The organism is Lacihabitans soyangensis (assembly GCF_024343775.1).
Lineage (GTDB): Bacteria > Bacteroidota > Bacteroidia > Cytophagales > Spirosomataceae > Leadbetterella > Leadbetterella soyangensis.
In genome coordinates this window covers 1-19,232 of record NZ_RJUF01000035.1, presented here as the reverse complement: position 1 = coordinate 19,232, position 19,232 = coordinate 1, and the positions used below count along the sequence as shown (strand labels likewise).

21 protein-coding genes are annotated in these 19,232 nt (G+C 37.4%); 14 read left to right on the top strand and 7 right to left on the bottom strand.

The features are described from left to right. Positions 1-141 precede the first annotated feature (141 nt). Entirely contained in the window at positions 142-513 is a 372-nt protein-coding gene (locus EGI31_RS11945; RefSeq protein ID WP_255037465.1) for a DUF4783 domain-containing protein, read from the bottom strand. A gap of 154 nt (positions 514-667) precedes the next feature. Here EGI31_RS11945 and EGI31_RS11940 point away from each other — a divergent pair, with 154 nt between their 5' ends. Further along, the gene (locus EGI31_RS11940) at positions 668-1,180 is read left to right on the top strand and encodes a phosphoribosyltransferase family protein (protein WP_255037464.1); all 513 of its coding nucleotides are present in this window, start codon (positions 668-670) and stop codon (positions 1,178-1,180) included. Between the two features lie 81 nt (positions 1,181-1,261). Continuing rightward, complete coding sequence (locus EGI31_RS11935; protein WP_255037463.1) at positions 1,262-1,906, top strand: DedA family protein; 645 nt, start codon at positions 1,262-1,264, stop codon at positions 1,904-1,906. Here EGI31_RS11935 and EGI31_RS11930 read toward each other — a convergent pair. Next, complete coding sequence (locus EGI31_RS11930; protein ID WP_262925380.1) at positions 1,903-2,682, bottom strand: UDP-2,3-diacylglucosamine diphosphatase; 780 nt, start codon at positions 2,680-2,682, stop codon at positions 1,903-1,905. The two genes, EGI31_RS11935 and EGI31_RS11930, sit on opposite strands and share 4 nt — an antisense overlap. 144 nt (positions 2,683-2,826) lie before the next feature. Here EGI31_RS11930 and EGI31_RS11925 point away from each other — a divergent pair, with 144 nt between their 5' ends. The 4 genes from EGI31_RS11925 (at position 2,827) to EGI31_RS11910 (ending at position 6,073) form a co-directional block, all read left to right on the top strand. Further along, positions 2,827-3,207 (top strand): response regulator, encoded by a 381-nt coding sequence (locus EGI31_RS11925; RefSeq protein ID WP_255037462.1) that lies wholly within the window; start codon positions 2,827-2,829, stop codon positions 3,205-3,207. 11 nt (positions 3,208-3,218) lie between these two features. Beyond that, on the top strand, positions 3,219-3,983 hold the full coding sequence (locus tag EGI31_RS11920; RefSeq protein ID WP_255037461.1) for an MBL fold metallo-hydrolase: 765 nt from the start codon (positions 3,219-3,221) through the stop codon (positions 3,981-3,983). Next, positions 3,943-5,625, top strand: coding sequence for a VRR-NUC domain-containing protein (locus tag EGI31_RS11915; protein WP_255037460.1), 1,683 nt, complete (start codon positions 3,943-3,945; stop codon positions 5,623-5,625). The genes EGI31_RS11920 and EGI31_RS11915 overlap by 41 nt, the downstream gene beginning before the upstream one ends. Before the next feature lie 127 nt (positions 5,626-5,752). Beyond that, complete coding sequence (locus tag EGI31_RS11910) at positions 5,753-6,073, top strand: c-type cytochrome (protein ID WP_255037459.1); 321 nt, start codon at positions 5,753-5,755, stop codon at positions 6,071-6,073. 73 nt (positions 6,074-6,146) lie between these two features. Here EGI31_RS11910 and rplI read toward each other — a convergent pair whose 3' ends face one another. Genes rplI through rpsF form a run of 3 tightly spaced genes read right to left on the bottom strand, consistent with a single transcriptional unit; the run spans position 6,147 to position 7,292 of the window. Next, entirely contained in the window at positions 6,147-6,599 is a 453-nt protein-coding gene (rplI, locus tag EGI31_RS11905) for a 50S ribosomal protein L9 (protein WP_255037458.1), read from the bottom strand. A gap of 56 nt (positions 6,600-6,655) precedes the next feature. Beyond that, the gene (gene rpsR, locus EGI31_RS11900; RefSeq protein ID WP_255037457.1) at positions 6,656-6,910 is read right to left on the bottom strand and encodes a 30S ribosomal protein S18; all 255 of its coding nucleotides are present in this window, start codon (positions 6,908-6,910) and stop codon (positions 6,656-6,658) included. 22 nt (positions 6,911-6,932) lie between these two features. Beyond that, a complete protein-coding gene (gene rpsF / locus EGI31_RS11895) occupies positions 6,933-7,292 on the bottom strand; it encodes a 30S ribosomal protein S6 (protein WP_255037456.1) in 360 nt (119 codons plus the stop codon). 294 nt (positions 7,293-7,586) lie between these two features. Between rpsF and EGI31_RS11890 the strand changes: the two genes are divergently transcribed. After that, positions 7,587-8,774: a phosphoglycerate kinase gene (locus tag EGI31_RS11890; RefSeq protein ID WP_255037455.1), complete on the top strand. Its 1,188-nt coding sequence runs from the start codon at positions 7,587-7,589 to the stop codon at positions 8,772-8,774. Positions 8,775-9,125: 351 nt separating this feature from the next. On the opposite strand, the gene EGI31_RS11885 is transcribed toward EGI31_RS11890, so the two are convergent. Beyond that, on the bottom strand, positions 9,126-10,124 hold the full coding sequence (locus EGI31_RS11885; RefSeq protein WP_255037454.1) for a YCF48-related protein: 999 nt from the start codon (positions 10,122-10,124) through the stop codon (positions 9,126-9,128). Positions 10,125-10,190: 66 nt separating this feature from the next. Here EGI31_RS11885 and EGI31_RS11880 point away from each other — a divergent pair, with 66 nt between their 5' ends. Further along, positions 10,191-11,540, top strand: a complete 1,350-nt coding sequence (locus EGI31_RS11880) for a hypothetical protein (protein WP_255037453.1) — start codon at positions 10,191-10,193, stop codon at positions 11,538-11,540. After that, positions 11,540-12,619: a chorismate synthase gene (gene aroC, locus EGI31_RS11875; protein WP_255037452.1), complete on the top strand. Its 1,080-nt coding sequence runs from the start codon at positions 11,540-11,542 to the stop codon at positions 12,617-12,619. Before EGI31_RS11880 ends, aroC begins: the two co-directional genes overlap by 1 nt. 658 nt (positions 12,620-13,277) lie before the next feature. Here aroC and EGI31_RS11870 read toward each other — a convergent pair. Beyond that, positions 13,278-15,146: an ABC-F family ATP-binding cassette domain-containing protein gene (locus EGI31_RS11870; RefSeq protein ID WP_255037451.1), complete on the bottom strand. Its 1,869-nt coding sequence runs from the start codon at positions 15,144-15,146 to the stop codon at positions 13,278-13,280. Between the two features lie 132 nt (positions 15,147-15,278). Between EGI31_RS11870 and glgP the strand changes: the two genes are divergently transcribed. The 5 genes from glgP to EGI31_RS11845 all read left to right on the top strand — a co-directional run. Then, positions 15,279-16,919: an alpha-glucan family phosphorylase gene (gene glgP / locus EGI31_RS11865; RefSeq protein WP_255037450.1), complete on the top strand. Its 1,641-nt coding sequence runs from the start codon at positions 15,279-15,281 to the stop codon at positions 16,917-16,919. Between the two features lie 159 nt (positions 16,920-17,078). Further along, positions 17,079-17,660, top strand: coding sequence for a gliding motility lipoprotein GldD (gene gldD / locus EGI31_RS11860; protein WP_255037449.1), 582 nt, complete (start codon positions 17,079-17,081; stop codon positions 17,658-17,660). Between the two features lies 1 nt (position 17,661). Continuing rightward, positions 17,662-17,871 (top strand): putative signal transducing protein, encoded by a 210-nt coding sequence (locus EGI31_RS11855; protein ID WP_255037448.1) that lies wholly within the window; start codon positions 17,662-17,664, stop codon positions 17,869-17,871. After that, the gene (locus EGI31_RS11850) at positions 17,864-18,706 is read left to right on the top strand and encodes a phosphatidate cytidylyltransferase (protein WP_255037447.1); all 843 of its coding nucleotides are present in this window, start codon (positions 17,864-17,866) and stop codon (positions 18,704-18,706) included. The genes EGI31_RS11855 and EGI31_RS11850 overlap by 8 nt, the downstream gene beginning before the upstream one ends. Beyond that, on the top strand, positions 18,703-19,232 hold a 530-nt coding region (locus EGI31_RS11845; protein WP_255037446.1), incomplete at its 3' end, for a carboxypeptidase-like regulatory domain-containing protein. The genes EGI31_RS11850 and EGI31_RS11845, both read left to right, overlap by 4 nt.

Sequence of the window (19,232 nt, the reverse complement as noted above, 5' to 3'; positions counted from 1 at the left end):
ATAGTTTTTTGTTTAGAGCGAATTTTTTAGTTTTGACAATCATCTAAGCGTTTTGTTATTTTCTGCAAAAATAAAAAAAAAGGCTCGGATGCCATCCGAACCTTTCAAATATATTTGTTTTTGTAAAGTCTTCTCAAATTATCAATCCTTTTTAAGTTGAAGCGTATTGACCAAAAACCTATCGTTTTTATCTTTCTTGATAAGCATATATACCAAGTAATCCGAATTCTTGCTTCTGTAGTTACCAATGCAATATTTCAAGGCTGAACTATTCGCTCCCTGATATACATAACTAAACGAGAGCGGCGGGTTTTTCTTGAAAAATGAGTTCAAAATCGGCTTTGCTTGTGCAGCCGGAAGGTTCTGAAACTCTATTTTATCCCCGTCAATTATTAGTTCAATTTCTTTGTCGAGGCACGAGCTGAGCAAGTCAGAGTTTCCGCCCTTAAACGATTGGCTGATCACTTTAGAAATTTCGTTCAAGCCCAGTTTTTTCGGTTCTGAGCTCTTCATTGTAAAGCCGGATAAAAAAGCTATAAAAATTAATCCTATTAAATTCTTCATAATCCTAATGTGCATGTTTTGTTTTATATTTGTTCCTAGACGTATAATATTACAATTACAGAAACTATGCCAATGTCGGCATGACATAAAAACTATATTTGAGATGGTGGTAGAACAGTATTCACAAATCCTCGATAAGGCTCGTACATTGCAAAAAGTGAAGAGAATAGCCTACGAGATTTTTGAAAATAATTTTGATGAAAAGGAAATCATACTGGCCGGAATAGATGGTGAAGGTTTTGTTTTTGCACAATTGCTTCAGCAGTACCTTCAAGAAATCAGCCAGTTAGAGATACATATTGCTAAGATAGTTTTTGATAAAACCGTTGAATGCCAGCCAGACATAAAACTAGAAAGTGACGTAGATACCTTCAAAAACAAGATTGTAATCATTACCGACGACGTACTCAATACCGGCAAAACATTGGCTTTTTGTCTTAGGCCGTTTCTTTCCATTCCACTCAAAAAACTTCAGGTGGCGGTGTTGGTAGACCGTAATCATCCTAAATATCCTATAGCAGCAGACTATGTGGGTTATAGCCTTTCTACCACTCTTTCTGAACACATTAAGGTAATTTTGAGTAATCAAAACGAACTCGGTCTGTACATTTTTTGAATACTTTATAGTAAAATTATCCGAAAAGTTGCTGCTTTAACTTCTGGCTAATTATATTTACAAAAAATCCCCCATAATCTAGTGGATGAGATAGTATCGTTTTTTACTTATATCATGAACTCCGAAGAAATCATTCAGACGGGTGGTTTATTGGCTATTATTCTTATTGTCTACATCGAAAACGGACTTTTCTTTGGCTTTTTTCTTCCTGGCGATTACTTGCTCTTTTTATCGGGGGTTTTTGTTTCAACTGGCTTGTTAGAGGTTTCAGTTTTTACCTTGTTTTTTGCTATCATGGCTGCGGCCATAGCAGGTTCTTTTACAGGTTATGTATCTGGGAGGTTTTTTGGGGATAAAATTCAGAACAGAAAAGATTCCTTATTTTTCAAACAGAAATACATCACCAAAACCCGCAAATATTTCGAGAAATACGGTAGCCGTACGCTGATTATAGCTCGTTTTTTGCCAATAGTTAGAACTTTCGCTCCAATATTAGCCGGACTTGTGACCATGAATTTCCTCCGCTTTACCATCTACAACGTATTGGGAGGTTTTATTTGGGCATTTACTTTGGTTGGAAGTGGGTATTATTTAGGTATCAAATATCCGTGGTTGATAGACTATGTTCACTACATTATAATATTCTTTCTGGCCATCACCACCTTTACCGTTATCAAGGGTTATTTCAATGCCCGCAAAGAGATGGATTTGCCTGACGAGGATTAATCCTTTTTGTAGTCCATCAGTTCCATTTTCTCCCCATCAAAACACGCGTAGGAGTAAAAATAAATCCAGTCGCCAAGATTGATATATCTGCTGTTTAGGTTGACTTCAAGATCAAATTTGTAATGCCGGTGTCCGAAAATATAAAAATCTCGATGTGTTGATTTCTCTTCTTCTAAACAGTACTGAAAAAGAATTTCCTTGTCCGTGGACTCAAAAACGTACACATCTTTTTCTTTGTCGTGTTTTTGCCAAGAATGACTCGCCCAGGTATAGCCCAATTTTAGGCTGAGGTCGGGATGTAAAATATTGCCAAATAGCCAGCGACAAATCTTATTTTCAAATATCTTTTTCAGGACTTTGTAGGCATAATCACCAGGCCCAAGTCCATCTCCATGACCTATCAGAAATCGCTTGCCATTTATGAGGTATTCTTGTGATTCTCTATAGGTAGGAGCTCCAAAGTTTTGCATGAAATAGTCCTTCATCCACATGTCGTGGTTGCCTGTAAAAACCACTAGTTCTATGCCAGAATCGACCAATTCGGCCAGTTTTCCAAAAAAACGCATATAGCCTTTAGGAACTGTTAGGCGGTGTTCAAACCAAAAATCAAACAAATCGCCAACCAAAAAAATCACCTGAGCATCGTGTTTGATTTCATCCAGCCATTGGCAAATTTTCTTCTCTCTTAACAAGCTTTTTTCATGATTAGGAGCTCCCAAATGGAAGTCCGAGGCGAAGTATATTTTCTTGTTTGGCTGAAGAATTATTTCTTTCAAAAACGGTATTTTTCTTCAAAAATAATATTCAAAAATATTAAAATGCTATTTTTTTGCTTTTTAATGTGAAATGAACAAGGTTTATTTTCAATCATTGTTGTTTTAAATTATATTTACGGCTTAACAAAAAAACGTTTTCAAATTATGTCTACTCCAAATAGAGTTCTCATAGCAGAGGATAGCTCAGTTATCCAAAACCTAGTAAAAAAAATTCTTGAATTTCAGAATTTTGAAATTACAGCAGTTAAAAATGGTGAGCAAGTGGTGCAATTGTTGGAAAAAGAAAACTTCGACATTGTGTTGCTAGATATAAACATGCCTGTAATGGACGGTATGGAGTGCGTAAAGGCCATCCGTGGCATGAGCGATGCTGCTAAATCGGGTGTACCGGTAGTGGCTATCACGGGTAATGCAAGAAATTACACAGAGGAAGAGTTCAAAGAAGCTGGTTTTAATGATGTTTTGATGAAACCTCTTAATTTTGATAAATTGGTATTGGTGGTAAAAGGTTTAACGGAGAAGTAAAACCAACCGCAATGAAAATTACATTTTTGGGTACAGGCACTTCAACTGGCGTGCCTGTGCTTACATGTAAATGCGATGTTTGCAGATCACTTGATTTTAGAGATAAAAGACTTAGAGTTTCTATTCTCATCCAACACAACGGCAAGAATATCATCATAGATTCCGGCCCAGACTTTAGACAACAAGCTCTCCGAGAAAACCTTCAAAGCCTTGAGGCTCTCGTTTTTACCCACGAACACAAAGATCACACAGGAGGCTTAGATGACGTCAGGCCCTTCAATTATCTTTCTGGAATTAAAAATTGCCCCATTTATGCCCATTCGAGGGTTTTAGCACAACTTAAAATGGAATATTTCTATGCTTTTTCTGAAAAACCTTATCCGGGTGTTCCTATAATTACCTGCAACGAAATTGACACTGAGCCGTTCGAAATCGCAGGTTTGACTTTTAGCCCCATACAAGTCTTACACCATAAGTTACCCGTTTTGGGCTTCAGGATTGGAGATTTTACCTATATTACCGATGCCAACTACATTTCAGACGAAGAACTTTCTAAAGTTCATGGTAGCAAAGTATTGGTTCTGAATGCTCTTCAGCGTGAACCACATATTTCCCATTTTAATCTTAATCAAGCCATAGAGTTATCGGAGAAAATTGGTGCCCAGAAAACGTATTTTACACATATCAGCCATAAGTTAGGCCTGCACAGAGAAGTAGAAAAAGATCTCCCAGCTAATGTTTCATTGGCCTACGACGGCCTATCGTTTTCGCTTTGAAATGGTAGAACTCCCTCCGAAATATTATCATACTAATTTTGAATATCTACTCGGTTTTGTAAAAGATAAATACAAAAGCTTACTGATAGAGCAGGAGTGGAGGTTTCTTCGAAAGTATTATTCTCTGCCTGAGGACGCTCAATGCCTTTTTATCCGATTTACCAATCGCAAAGGTTTGTTTTTTAAAATTGAGGGTCTGAAATATGACGAAATAGAAGAAATTCCGAATCAGGTAGATTTATTGGTAAAACATGGATTTATTTCTCCATTGGATTTTGAAGAACATAAACTTTGGCTAGGAGAAATCCTTTACGTACTCACCAAGGCTGACTTGGTGTCAATTTTCGAGCTGAAAAACTTGAAAAATGAAAAACGGGAAGTGCTCGTTGACTGTGTAAAAAATGAATTCACGGTTGCCGAGATTTTTCAGAAAATCAATGCCTCACAATCGATCGTGAAAATGAACTTTGAGCAAGAAGTTTCGTTTTTAAGGTTTTTGTTCTTTGGCAATAAATCGATGGACATGACTGAGTTTGTACTGCGAGACATGGGCTTGGTGCAGTATTATCAGCACTCTGATGACGATTTGGTAGCTAGGTTTGAAACCCGTAAAGACGCCGAAGACAAGTGGATGGTTTCGGAACAATTCGTGATTTTTGATAGTCTAAAAAATGAATCTTCAGACTCCGAGATATTGGATTGGTACAGTAATCTTTATCAAACTTGCCAAGATCTAAGTCCAATTGCCCTGCCCTCATTTCAAAAACTTCAGCTTAGAATTGGTAAGTATTTTGAACAAAGGAAAAATTATCAAGCCGCTATTGAAGTTTTTAGTGAAACCCAAATTGTACCTTCTCGTGAACGAAAAGCCCGTTGTTTGGTGAAATTGGGTTATGTGGAGGAAGCCAAAGCTACCTGTAATGAGATGTTGGAATTTCCTCAAAATGTAGATGAAGAGTATTTTGCAGAGTATTTTTTAAAAACCATCGAAGGAAAGAAAAATAAAAAGCAGACTACGGATTGGTTAAAAACAGCTGACGAAATAACCATCGACAGAATATACCGTAACCAAGTAGAGTTTGGTAGTATTGAGTATTATCTAGAGCTTGGTTTTTCAGCAGGATTTTCCGAAAATCATACTTGGCGAACACTTTTTGGCCTACTTTTTTGGGAAATAATCTTTGACCCAAGTCTAGTTTCGTTTCATCATCCATTTCAGCGGAGGCCCTCAGATTTGCATTTGCCTGAGTTTTATGAGAAGCGTAAAGAGCAGATTCATAGTTTATTAGACTCTTTCGACGACAAAGATGATTTCTTACAACACCTCTGGAGCAATTTTCAAAAGAATGAAGGAGTTGCTAATCCGTTTGTGGTTTGGGTGGAGGAAATTTGGGAAATGGTTCGGGTGATGGTTTTACAAATGGAGCTGGAACAATTGAAAAAAGTAATGACAAAAATCGCCGAAAACATAGTAGAAAATTCAAGAGGTTTGCCCGATTTATTGGTTTGGTCTGAGAATCACTACGAATTCGTAGAAATCAAATCACCGAATGATACCCTTAGTAATCAACAGCTGTTTTGGCTTCGCTATTTTAAAGAATTGGGCGTTAATGCCAAGGTGCTCAGAGTAAAATTTGATTAAAACTGATTTTTTGACCAAAAACCATTTAACACGACATTAACAGTAGATTTTTTGCAAATGAAATTAAAAAAAGTTTACCTTTACGACAGTTTTTGATATGTTTAATTCTTGAATTTCAAAATAGAAAATGAAAAAATCACTTTTGTCTATCGCCTTAGTATTGGGTCTGATGACAGCCGCCAAAGCCCAAACCAAAATTCCACCAGATATTCAGAAATTGTTGACCAAAAATACTTGTTTGGCTTGTCACAATCCTGACACCAAACTTGTGGGTCCTGCCTATAAAGAAGTTATGAAGCAGAAGAAATATACTCCGAAGCAAATTGTTGAGTTAATCTACAAACCAAAGCCTAGCAACTGGCCTGGTTATCCGCCAATGGCGGCTATGTCTCAGGTGCCTAAAGATGAGGCCTTGAAAATGGCCACTTGGATTGCTGGTTTGAAGTAATTCTAGTTGGTTTAATACATAAAAAAAGGATTGCCTAGGCAATCCTTTTTTCGTATACGATATTCTAAGTAAATCAAGCCTCAACTTCTTCAGCTACAACGCTTACCGAAACTTCTTTCTTAACTTCTTTGTGTAAGTCAACAATAGCTTTGTAAGTTCCTACAAATTTGATATCTTCCACAGTTATCTTTTTTCTATCGATATTGATACCTTTAAGTGCCAAGGCATCAGATATTTGAATACTTGTAACTCTACCGAAAATTCTGCCACTTTCGCCAGTTTTCATTGTAATTACAAATACTGAATCACCGATTTGTTCAGCAATTGCTTCAGCGTCAGCCTTAAGTTTTTCAGCTTTGTGAGCTGCTTGCTTAAGGTTTTCAGCCAATATTTTTTTGTTTGACGGAGTTGCCAAAAGAGCATATCCTTGAGGGATCAAATAATTGCGACCATAACCTGGTTTAACGTCTAGGATATCGTTTTTGTACCCTAAACCAGCAATATCTGTTTTTAATATTATTTCCATTTTAAATTAAATTAATTCATTAAGATGATTACAATCTTACTTTCTTGTTTTGAGTCTTATTTAAGACCGTCAGCTACGTAAGGTAACAACGCCAAGTGACGAGCACGTTTGATAGCTGTTGATACTCTTCTCTGGAATTTTAGGCTGTTGCCAGTCAATCTTCTTGGAAGAATTTTACCTTGCTCGTTCAAAAACTTCAAAAGGAAGTTAGGGTCTTTGTAATCAACATACTTGATCCCCATTTTTTTGAATCTACAATACTTTTTGCGGTTAAGCTCTTTTCTTTCGACTTTTTCGTTAACTAATGACATAATGTTAATGTTTTTAAATTTCTTACTCTGTTACTGGAGCTTTGGTTTTTGAAGCACCACTTCTACGACGTGCTGAATAAGCGGCAGCATGTTTGTCGAGTTTAGTAGTAAAAAAACGCATTATACGTTCGTCACGTTTGTACTCGGTTTCTAGTGTAGCCACCAATGTAGGTGCGGCTTTAAATTCAAACAACTGATAGTAGCCCGTGGTTTTGTGCTGAATTGGATAAGCCAATTTCTTTAGACCCCATACTTCATCGTTAAGGATCTCAGCACCATTATCAGTTAATACTGACTTGAATTTGTCTACAGCGTCCTTTATCTGGGCTTCAGATAAAACGGGAGTTAAAATGAACACTGTTTCGTACTGGTTTTGAAACATTTTACTTGAAAAAATAATTAATAAAAAATTTTTATTTCCGAAAATCGGACTGCAAAATTACAGCTTTATTGTTGAAAGTCAAATTATTGACTTATAATATTTGAAGTTTCTTATTATTTGGTTCTGGTTTTGGCCTTAGTTATTTTTATTCTATAAATTATTCTCTATTTTTTTGGATTTTATTTATTTTATTTTCTGTAAATGACATTTTATGAGTCATTAAAATTTTTGAGATAGACAGAAATTTTAACTTTGTAATTGTATTTATACTGATTATTAATTTAAAATAAATCAATGAAAACTGTAGATTCTTTTGATTTTTCAAACAAAAAAGCTCTTGTTCGTGTCGATTTCAATGTTCCGTTAAATGACAGACTTGAAATTACCGACGACACACGTATCAAGGCCACAATCCCTACCATTAAAAAGATTTTGACTGACGGTGGATCATGTATTTTGATGTCGCACCTGGGCAGACCCAAAGATGGTCCCGTTGAAAAATATTCTCTCAAACACCTAGTAGCTCCCTTATCTTTGATTCTGGGTGTACAAGTGAAATTCGCCGATGATTGCATCGGTCAACAAGCCACAGACTTAGCCGCCGACCTGAAGCCAGGTGAAGTTTTATTGTTAGAAAATCTTAGATTTTATAAAGAAGAAGAAAAAGGCGATGTAGCTTTTGCCGAGAAATTATCAAAACTAGGTGATGTTTGGGTAAATGATGCGTTTGGTACTGCCCACCGTGCTCATGCTTCTACAGCGGTGATCGGTCGGTTTTTTACCGATAAAATTTGCGGAAAAGTAATGCAAGCCGAAATTGATAACGCTCAGCATATTCTTGAAAGTGCCGAAAAACCTTTTACGGCTATCATGGGTGGAGCAAAAATCTCGGATAAAATATTGATTATTGAGCGTCTTTTGGATACCGTTGACAACCTAATAATAGGTGGCGGAATGACCTATACATTTACCAAAGCATTGGGTGGAAATATCGGAAAGTCGCTTTTAGAAGCAGATAAGCAGGACTTAGCTCTGGAAATTTTGAGAAAAGCCAAAGAGAAAGGTGTAAATATCATCATGCCTCTTGATAACGTTTGTGCAGATGACTTTAGCAACGATGCCAACAGACAAACAGTGGATACGGGTCTTATTCCTGATGGATGGGAAGGTTTAGATATCGGTCCGAAAACTATTGAATTGTTCAAAGAGACAGTGAAGAACTCTAAAACTATCCTTTGGAATGGTCCTATGGGTGTTTTTGAATTCCCGAATTTTGCGACAGGTACAAACGCCATAGCAGAAGCTGTGGTAGCTGCAACTGAGGAAAACAACGCTTTCTCATTGATTGGTGGAGGAGATTCTGCATCGGCCATCAACAATGCGGGTATGGGAGACAGAGTATCTTACGTATCTACAGGCGGTGGAGCATTGCTAGAGTATATGGAAGGTAAAGTGTTGCCAGGTGTGGCTGCTTTAGACTAAGATTCGTTTATATTTTTATAATTAAAAGGGAAGCTTCGGTTTCCCTTTTTTGGTTTTAAAACATCAACATATTCTAGCAGGATAGTTTAATTACCCAACTGAAACAGAGAAGAAATGAGATCTAGTCATTATTTAACTGCTACTCAGCTATGTTTGCATAACCTCTCTACCGTGCGACGCGAAGGTATAACAAAGAGCAGCGGTGACTGAGCGGTGGTCACTGAGCGGAGTCGAAGTGAGCCGAAGTGTGTTCTCCGAGCGGTGGTCACTAAGCGGCGATCACCAAGCGGTGGTCACTGAGCGGAGTAAAAGTGAGCCGAAGTGAGCCGAAGTGTGGTGACTTAGCGGTGGTCACTGAGCGGAGCCGAAGTGCCAAACGCCTATTCGGCCATTTCCACCCGCAGCAACGCATTTATTGTCCTTGCAGCTCACCACATGGAACGATTCTTTATCTTGTGCAGTCCAAGTTTTGCCATCATCACTGGATATTGCTGTACCGATGGTGCCGACGCTTATTAGTTGAGCATCGGTTATTTTTGAAATACATTCCGTAAGTCCGTTTCTTTGATAATCACTTTTGGTTTGCCAAAGCTTACCTTCGTTTTCAGTAAAAGCATATTGTAAGGTAGCCCTTTTGTCGTCAACATAGTCTCCACCTACAATAATCCCTTTGTTTTTAGAAAGGAAAAAAGTACCAAAAATGCCCAAACTTTGTCCCGATTCAAAAGGTGTTTCTAAAACCTGCCAAGTCTTACCCAAATTTTTTGAATAGAAAACTCTGTTTTGAGTATTAAACCAAACGGAATTTTTGATAATCGAAATACAAGAATTGCTTGCCGCAAATGATGCCTCACCAACCATTATATCAGGTAGATTTTGAACTCTCGTCCAAGATTTTCCACCGTCTTTGGTTTGAAGCAAATAGGGTTTCGAGTCTATTGCATCACCCAGAATATAGCCAATTTTCGAGTCCTTGAATTTTATGGTATCAAAAAATACACCTTTTTCATGTTTTTCTAAAACCACTTCCCATGTTTGTCCACTATCTATTGTTTTAATGCAAAACGCCTTATTTTCAAAACCATCACCTGCACTCATGGCTATAATTTCGTCTTTGTTCAGGACCGCAATTCCTCTAAAATCGAAATCTTTAAATTTTGAGGGGCAGACGTTTTTCCATGATATTCCTCCGTCGGTGCTTTTAAGAATACTGCCTTTACTTCCCGAAATCCAAATATTGTCGGTATCTAATCTATCGATAGCCCTAAACGAAGCCTTGTTTTCAAAGGTTTGAATTTTCCACTGGGCTTTTAGCTGAATTGAAAGAAGGATGAAGAATAAGACTCTCATGTTATTTAGTTTGTATCTATTGCACAAATTAAAGAAAATAATGGCAGCTTTTCTTATTTTTGCAAGATGTTGAGAACCATCATATATTGTTACTTTCTCCTAATTTTTACCTTTTGTGGGGTCTTCGGCCAAAATTCCGCCCCTCGAGTAGAAATTACCCCAGAAGAAATTCAGCCGGACGGAAAGTTGGAGGTGCATTTGTATGTGGTTGGAACACCTTACACGGTTGGAGATTTTCCTGAAATCAAGGGTTTTAAGAAAGATAACAGAACCATAAAACACAGTCAAGTTCGCTTAAACAGAAAAAAAGAAGATTTGCATGAGATTACCCAGTTTTACACACCTGAGGTTTTCGGTAAAGTAACGATACCGGCTTTTGAGATTCTGGTCAACCAAAAAATATTGGAAGTAGAAGCCAAGCAGGTCACCATCATTAAAAAAGAAGAGCCTAAAAATGACAAGGATATTGAAATTGAGCAGGTTGATTTCGTAGTTGAGCTGTCCAAAAAGAAGGTTTTTGTGGGGGAAGGTTTCATGTTGAATATTAACTTTTACCTTTCAGATAAAACCACCTCGCAGTGGCAATTCCCAACTAATATCGGTGCACAGGTTGAACAATTCGCAAAAAAAATTAAACCGAACGATTGCCTAGAGAGTAGGTTGAATATTTCGAATCTGGTCGGTAAAAAACTCCTCATAAACGGCGAATCTTATACGGTTTACAATCTCTTCGAGGCGATTTATTATCCCCTAAACGACAAAGATGTTCAATTTCCATCGCTGCAATTGCTCATGCAAAAGCAAAAAGGAACCTCTTTTGTGGACATGTCATTGAAGACAAAAGCCCAGACGGTGGTGGTTGAAAAACTGCCCGAGCATCCACTTAAAGAGAAAGTACCTGTTGGGGTTTTTAGGTTTGCGGAGCAATTGAAAGATGAAAAGAAGCAATTTACGGGTAATAGTTTCGAATATAGGCTTACTGTCGAAGGCGAGGGGAACTTTAGCGGAGTAAATATTCCTAAAGTGGAGAATAACAAACTGTTTGATTTTTTTGAGACTAACACAGTGTCTAGGCAGACCTCTGGTAATTTAATGGGAAATAAGTCTGTGGTTTATAAGATTATTCCCAAAGAAGCGGGAGAGTTTGAAATGGCTAATTACTTTATCTTAATATATTTCAATACTGCTTTGTCCAAATATGACACCTTGAAATCAAAGCGAGTGGTGTTGGTTTCAGGAAAGGCACTTTATGACAACAAGGAGGTAAAAAAAGATATCTTTAGTGATATCGAAAATTTAAAAACGGACGAAAAATCGTATAATTTCAGGGAAATAGCCAAAGTTTTCGCCAATTTTGTGGTTGGTTTGATGATACTGGTGTATCTCTATATTTTGAAAAGCAAAAACAAAGGTTGATGAGTAGTACCTACGGTAAGATATTTAAGATTTCGACTTTCGGTGAATCGCACGGAAGAGCTATTGGAGTTGTGGTGGATGGTTGCCCATCTGGTGTTGATTTTGATGAGATATTAATACAAAATGAGTTAGACAGAAGAAAGCCAGGTCAGTCGAGAATTACCACCCAACGTAAAGAAGCAGATAGTTTTGAGGTACTTTCTGGTGTTTTTGAAGGAAAAACTACTGGAACGCCTATTGCTTTAGTAATTTTTAATGAAGATCAAAAAAGTAAGGACTACGCACATATAGCGGATAAATTTCGTCCATCGCATGCTGATTATACTTATTCTACAAAGTACGGTGTAAGAGACTATAGAGGTGGAGGGCGTAGCTCGGCTCGGGAAACCGCAGCACGCGTTGCAGCTGGTGCTTTGGCCAAAATGGTTCTCAATCATTACGGAGTTGAAATCTACTCTTATGTGTCTCAAGTTGGTGCTATGAAATTAGCGAAATCTTATCAGGACCTTGACCTCAGTAAGATTGACGATAACGCCGTTCGTTGTCCAGATTCCGAAATGGCCGAAAAGATGTTTAATTATATCGATCAGGTTCGCAAAGACGGAGATTCTATTGGTGGGGTGATTACCGGAGTTTTAAAAAACGTGCCAGCTGGATGGGGAGAACCTGTGTTTGATAAATTGCACGCTGAATTGGGTAAGGCCTTGTTGAGTATCAATGCTGTGAAAGGATTCGAGTATGGAAGCGGTTTTGATGGAGTAGAGCTTTTGGGTTCACAACATAACGATGCTTTTTTTACCGATGAAAATGGAAAAGTAAAAACCAAGACCAATCATTCGGGTGGCATTCAGGGAGGCATTTCAAACGGAGAGGATATTTATTTCAGGGTGGCCTTTAAGCCAGTAGCTACCATAATGATAGATCAAGACAGTGTTAATGAGGCTGGCGACGCTGTTACGGTTTCGGGAAAAGGTAGACACGATCCTTGTGTGCTGCCAAGAGCTGTGCCTATCGTAGACGCGATGTCAGCTTTGGTTTTGGTAGATGCTATGCTTAGGGCGAGGGTGAATAAGTTGTAGAAACTACGTTTTACCTTCTTTTTAGTTTTGATAAACAGGTTATGAAATACCACCCAACTATGAAGTGCCAAATAAAAAAAGTAATTGCAAATGGATTCTGAGGGTAAAGTTTAAAGATTTTAGATATCGGAATATACAGGATAAAGCTCAATGAGCCTAGAATCAATATTAAATATTTTGAGTACGAGATAGCATCAATATATTTTTTGTAAAGATAAAAAAACGAGAATGCTCCAAAACTTGAAGTTAAGATTCCTATAAAAATAACATTCATTCCGGAAAATAGTGAGATGAAAAAAAGAATTGTATAAGTTGTTATCATTATGGCCAAATAATAAAAGGTTTGTTTAAATGATAGTTTTACATTATAGATATGGGAGCATAATAGCGTTATAAAAGTAAAAGTATATCCTGAAATTAACCCTCTAATAATAAGTGGTTCGGTATTAGTATCTTTATATTGACCAAATGAATACATTGAAATCAATCCTAATATGGCAAAAATACAAGTAGAGAAGTAAAATTTAATATTAAAGTATTCCTCTTTCATTTTTAACGTTAGCCTATTCTTATTTTTCACAATAAAGGAAATTAGCATTTATTGTATCATTCGACAGTAGAGAAATTCGAAATTCTTGCTATTAGTTTGATACTTCTTTCACCCCAACTCACTCAATTCTAGCCATCTCAATTCTTTTTCCTCTAAGTCATTAACCGTATCCTCCAGTTTTTTAGAGATATCGGCTATTTCGTCAAAAGGTAAATTACTAGATGAGAGTTTTTCAGTCAGTTCAATTTTTAGATTTTCTAAAACACTGATTTCTTTCTCAAGTGTATCAAACTCTGTTTTTTCTTTAAAACTCAGTTTGCGTTTTGGAGCTGTTTCTTTAGCTGGAGTTATTTCTACGGTTACAGGTTTATTGTCTTTGCCCTTTTTTTGCTGTTTGGCGTTTTCCTCTTGCCAAATTCTATAGTCGGTATAATTGCCAGGGAAGTCTTTTATAAGGCCGTCACCTTCGAAGGCGAATGTATGGTCGACGATTCTGTCTAAGAAATATCTATCGTGAGAAACCACCAAGAGACATCCACCATAACCCATCAAAAACTCCTCAAGAACGTTCAAGGTGGCAATGTCGAGATCGTTGGTAGGCTCATCGAGTATTAAAAAGTTGGGGTTTTCTATCAAAACCTTCAACAACTGCAAACGACGTCTTTCTCCACCAGAAAGTTTCGATATCTGTGCATATTGCGTAGCCGGAGGAAACAAAAAGAGCGTTAAGAATGCCGAAGCACTGATTTCTCGTCCATCGCCCAATTTTATGAATTCAGCCACTTCTCTTACGTTTTCTATGACTTTTTGTTCAGGATCATACACCAATCCATCTTGTTTGTAGTAACCAATTTTTATGGTTTCACCTTTTATTACTTTGCCTTGATCAGGCTTTATTTCGCCATTTATCATGCCGAGTAGGGTAGACTTGCCCATCCCGTTTTTGCCGACAATACCTATTCTATCACCTTTTTTAAAGGTGTAGCTAAATTCCTTTACTATTACCTTGTCTTTGAAAGACTTACTAACGTGCTGAATTTCAATTATTTTATTGCCAATACGTTCCGATTTTACACTTAACTCTAGTTTATCTTCGTTACGTTTGCCAGAAGTTTTTTCTTTTAATTCATAAAAAGCATTTTCTCTGTACGTGGCTTTGTGTGTTCGTGCTTTGGGTTGGCGACGCATCCATTCCAATTCTTTCTTTAGTAGGCTTTTATCTTTTTCAAGAGTAACGGCTTCTATTTCAGCTCTTTCGGCTTTTTTCTCTAAGAAATATGCATAATTTCCTACATATCGGTGCATTTTAGAATCCACCAATTCCATAATTCTATTGCAGACTTTATCCAAAAAATACCTATCGTGAGTAACCAAAAATAAGGTAGTGTTGCTTGAGGAAAGATGATTTTCTAACCATTCAATAGTATCCAAGTCCAAGTGGTTAGTTGGTTCATCCAGAATCAAGAAATCTGGTTCTTCTATCAAAACTTTGGCCAGTGTTACCCTTTTTTGTTGACCACCAGACAATTCACCCATCAGTTTGTCCATGTCATGCACATCCAATTTGCCCAAAATTTGCTTGACTTTTGATTCATAATCCCAGCCATCGAGCTCGGTGATGAGTTCTGTATATTTCGAAATACCCTCGTAATCGTTATGTTCTACAGCATATTCATAATTTTTTATGGCTTCTGCTATAGGATTTTTAGAAGCAAATATGGTTTCTAAAACTGTGCTGGTTTTGGAGAAATTTGGATTTTGGTTGAGATAACCCACTTTTATTTCTTTTCGGATGCTCATTACACCTTCATCGGCAGGAATTAAGCCCGCAATCACGTCCATTAACGAGGATTTTCCGCAACCGTTGGTGCCAATTAATGCCACCTTTTCTCCCTGAAGTACTCCGAATGATAGATTTTTAAATAACCATCTCTCGCCGAGGTTTCGGCCTAAGTTTTCTGCTGATAAATAATTCATGTTGCAAGTTAATCAATAACTGCCGAAACTGAGAGAATTACTAATTGGATAGCATATTTATTCTAAAATTTAGCCATAAACTACTCATTTGGCCTTTTTTGATTAATTTGCGAGTAAATACTTTAAAAAAATATGATAAACAAAAAGGAAATTTTCCCCTCAAAATTTGACAAAAAATACTCCAAATCTGTGGCCTATTTCTCCATGGAATTTGGCATTGATCAAGCACTTAAGACCTACTCCGGTGGCTTAGGATACTTGGCGGGTTCACATATGCGTAGTGCATTTGCTTTAAAACAAAATCTGATAGGAATCGGAATTTTGTGGAAGTATGGTTATTATGAACAGCAAAGAAACACAGACAACAGCCTACGTGTGTTTTTTAGAGAACAAATGTATAGTTTTCTTGAAGACACGGGTGTGAGATTTCAAATCAGTATCAAAGGACGCGACGTTTGGGTCGCTACATATTATCTACCTTCGAGTGTTTTCAACTGTGCCCCAATGTTTTTCCTTACCACGGATACAGATGGAAACGACGAATGGGCGAGGTCCATTTCATATCATCTGTACGACAAAGATGCTGAAGTAAAAGTTGCACAATGTATGTTACTAGGTATTGGTGGGGCTAAGTTTTTGGACAAAGCCAGTTTAGTGCCTGAAATATATCATTTTAACGAAGCCCATGCCATATCAGCGGTGTATTATTTACTAAGCCAAAACGGTGACCTCAATAAACTCAAGGAGAAGTTAAGGTTTACGACGCATACACCCGAAGAGGCTGGAAATGAAAAACATAGTTTTTCTTTTCTTCAGCACCTAGGTTTTTTCTGTGGGTTAAATCCAACGGAAGTCGCTAAGATTTCTGGTGTAAAAGGCGATTTATTCAATCACTCCTTGGCGGCCTTACGAGTTGCCAAAAAAGCCAATGCTGTTTCTAAACTTCACGGCGAAGTTTCCCGTGATATGTGGGGACACGAAGAAGGAATTTGCAAAATTGACCATATTACAAATGCACAAAACCGTACCTATTGGGTAGACTCTGTTCTGGAGACCAATAGGTCGAAAGGAAAAGCAGAGTCTATAAATGAACGTAAAAAGGAGTTAAAATTTGCACTTTTTAAAGAAGTAGCTGATCAGGTAGGTAAGATTTTTGACCCAAATGTCTTAACAATAGTTTGGGCGAGGCGTTTTGCTGGCTATAAAAGACCCGATCTCATTACTAAAGACTTAGAGCGTTTTGAAAAGTTAATATCTAGCGGAAAAGTGCAAATCATTTGGGCGGGTAAACCATATCCGTTCGATTATGGGGCGATAGACACCTTCAATAAGTTGTATTACATGAGCCATTTATACAAAAACATGGCAGTATTGACAGGTTATGAGCTGAAACTTTCTAAAATGCTGAAAGATGGCACCGATGTTTGGTTAAATAATCCGGTAGTTACAAGAGAAGCCTCAGGTACTTCCGGAATGACGGCAGCTATGAACGGTGCTATCAATTTGTCGACTTATGACGGTTGGGTTTGTGAGTTTTCAAATGATACTAATTCGTTTATTGTGCCAGTCGCTGATGGCTCAGATGGATATTTAAGAGACAAAACAGATATGAATAATATTTTGGATGTGATTGAAAATGAGATTATACCGATGTATTATGAGCATCCCAAAAAATGGAATGCCATGGTACTCAAAAGTATGAATGATGTTAATGAGTTTTTTGATTCCGACCGAATGGCGGACGAATACTATACGAAAATGTATATGGCCTAATTGAAAATAATAAACCTTGACCCTAAAGTCGGGGTTTATTCAGTAAATACCTGCAGTGTTTTTTGAGCGTTAAATTTGCCAAGAGCAAGATTGTAGAACGTTTTGGTTTAATTTTTTACCTAAAAAAAGCTATCTTTGTCGTTTACCCTATTTTCTTAAATGAAAGGTTATTTAATTCTAATTTTACTCACCCTTATAATGGGATGTGGAAATAAATCCACAGTATATTACCCGAAACCAAAGGGTTTTGAACGAATAGATTTGCCCAAGCAGGAATACCAAGCATTGCAAGGCAAATATCCCTACACTTTTGAATACTCAAAATCTGCTATTATCACACCAGATAAAACCATAGAGGCTGAACCTTACTGGATTCTAGTGGAATATCCAACCCTGAATGCTAAAATTCAGTTTACTTACAAGCCACTGAACGGTGATCTGACCAAATTGGATAAACATGTGGCTGACGCCTATAAACTTGCTTCTAAGCATCAAGTAAGAGCTACGGCACAACGAGAGCAGGTGGTGCAACTGAAAAATGGTAAAAAGGCTGTGATTATAGAGATAGACGGTGAGGTTCCAAGTCATTTTCAGTTTTATGCTACAGACACCGCCAAACACTTTTTGAGAGGAGCAGTTTATCTGAACGCCGCCACCCTGAACGACTCGCTGACGCCCATTGTTGATTATTTAAAAGCTGACAGTAGAAGGATTTTAGAAACCTTAAAATGGAATAAATAACATGGGAAATTGGGTAACGGTTTTCAAGGAAAAAGACAGAATGCGGGCTGAACTTTTAAAAAATGAACTCGAGAATAACAATATTGAGTCGGTAATATTAGACAAAGTAGACCACAATTATCCGGTCTTGGGTATTGTTGAAATTAAGGTCTTGGAGTCGAATCAGATTCTGGCCGAGCATATAATTAATGATTTTAGAATTGATGATTAAAAAATTACGAGATAGATCAAACCTAACGCAAAGAATAGTGGCAGCTCTTGTTGGTGCTCCACTTATTATTTTGGGAATTGTATATAGCCCAACAAGTTTCTGGTTATTGATTTTGGCAATTACGGTTTTAACTCAATATGAGTTTTACAAACTTTTGGGAATGTCTGGTGGTCTTCCATTAAAAATTTACGGTACGTTTTGTGGTGCGGTAATAATTTCACTAACCTACTTCATAGAGACCTATACGATAGATTTTGAGAATTATTACATTATGGTTCCCATGCTGACCTTCACTTTTTTTATAAAATTATATAAGAAAAAAGATCCAAAGCCATTTGTGAACCTTGGGTATACATTTTTAGGAATCATATATGTGGCACTTCCGTTTGCATTGCTCAACGAACTCGCCTTTTGGAAGGGCAGCTTTCAACCTCTTTTGGTAATTGGCGTGTTCATTATTTTGTGGTCCAATGACTCTGGAGCCTATTTGGCCGGCAGGTTGTTTGGTAAGCGTAAACTATTTGAGAGAATTTCTCCAAAGAAAACCTGGGAAGGCTTTTTCGGTGGAGCAATAATAGCCTTGGTGGCCTCGTTTCTTTATTGGAAGTTCACAGAAACACTCTCAATGGACCAATGGCTGTGTATTGCGGCTATTATAGCCACTACGGGTACACTAGGCGATTTGGTAGAGTCTTTGTTTAAAAGAAGCATTGCCATTAAAGATTCTGGAAGTTTGATTCCAGGCCATGGAGGTTTTCTAGATCGTTTCGATGGGTTGTTGCTCTCTATGCCATTTATTCTTACATTTATAAAATTTTACGCCCGATTGAATTGAAATATTTATTAAGCATATTTATATTTTTGGCCTTATTTACTTCGGTTTATGATGCTGATGCTCAGGGTTCTAAGAAGTTCATAACTTTCTCGGGTTTCGTGATTGATGGTAGCAATGATGAGCCGCTACCAGGAGCGTATGTGATAAACGATAGAGCAGGCAGGGGCGTGTTTACTAATTCAAAAGGTTATTTTATTTTAGATGTTTTTCCAGGTGATTCTATCCTTTTCTCCTATCTTGGTTTTCGGAAACAGTACCACATCATACCCAAAAGTGTTGGCTTAGATTATTCAGCCGTGGTGGAGCTAAGTATTGACGCCAAAATGTTAAAAGAAGTTAAAGTTTATCCTTTCAGAACAGAGGAGGAATTCAAAACAGCCTTCTTAGAAATGGAGCTCCCAAATGCCAAAGAGCGTGAAATTATTGAGAAAAATTATAGCAACGAAAACATAAAACGAATGGCTGCCAACCAAGCTATGGGCTCGGTGGGTAACTATCGATATGCAATGGATCAGCAGCTAATGCA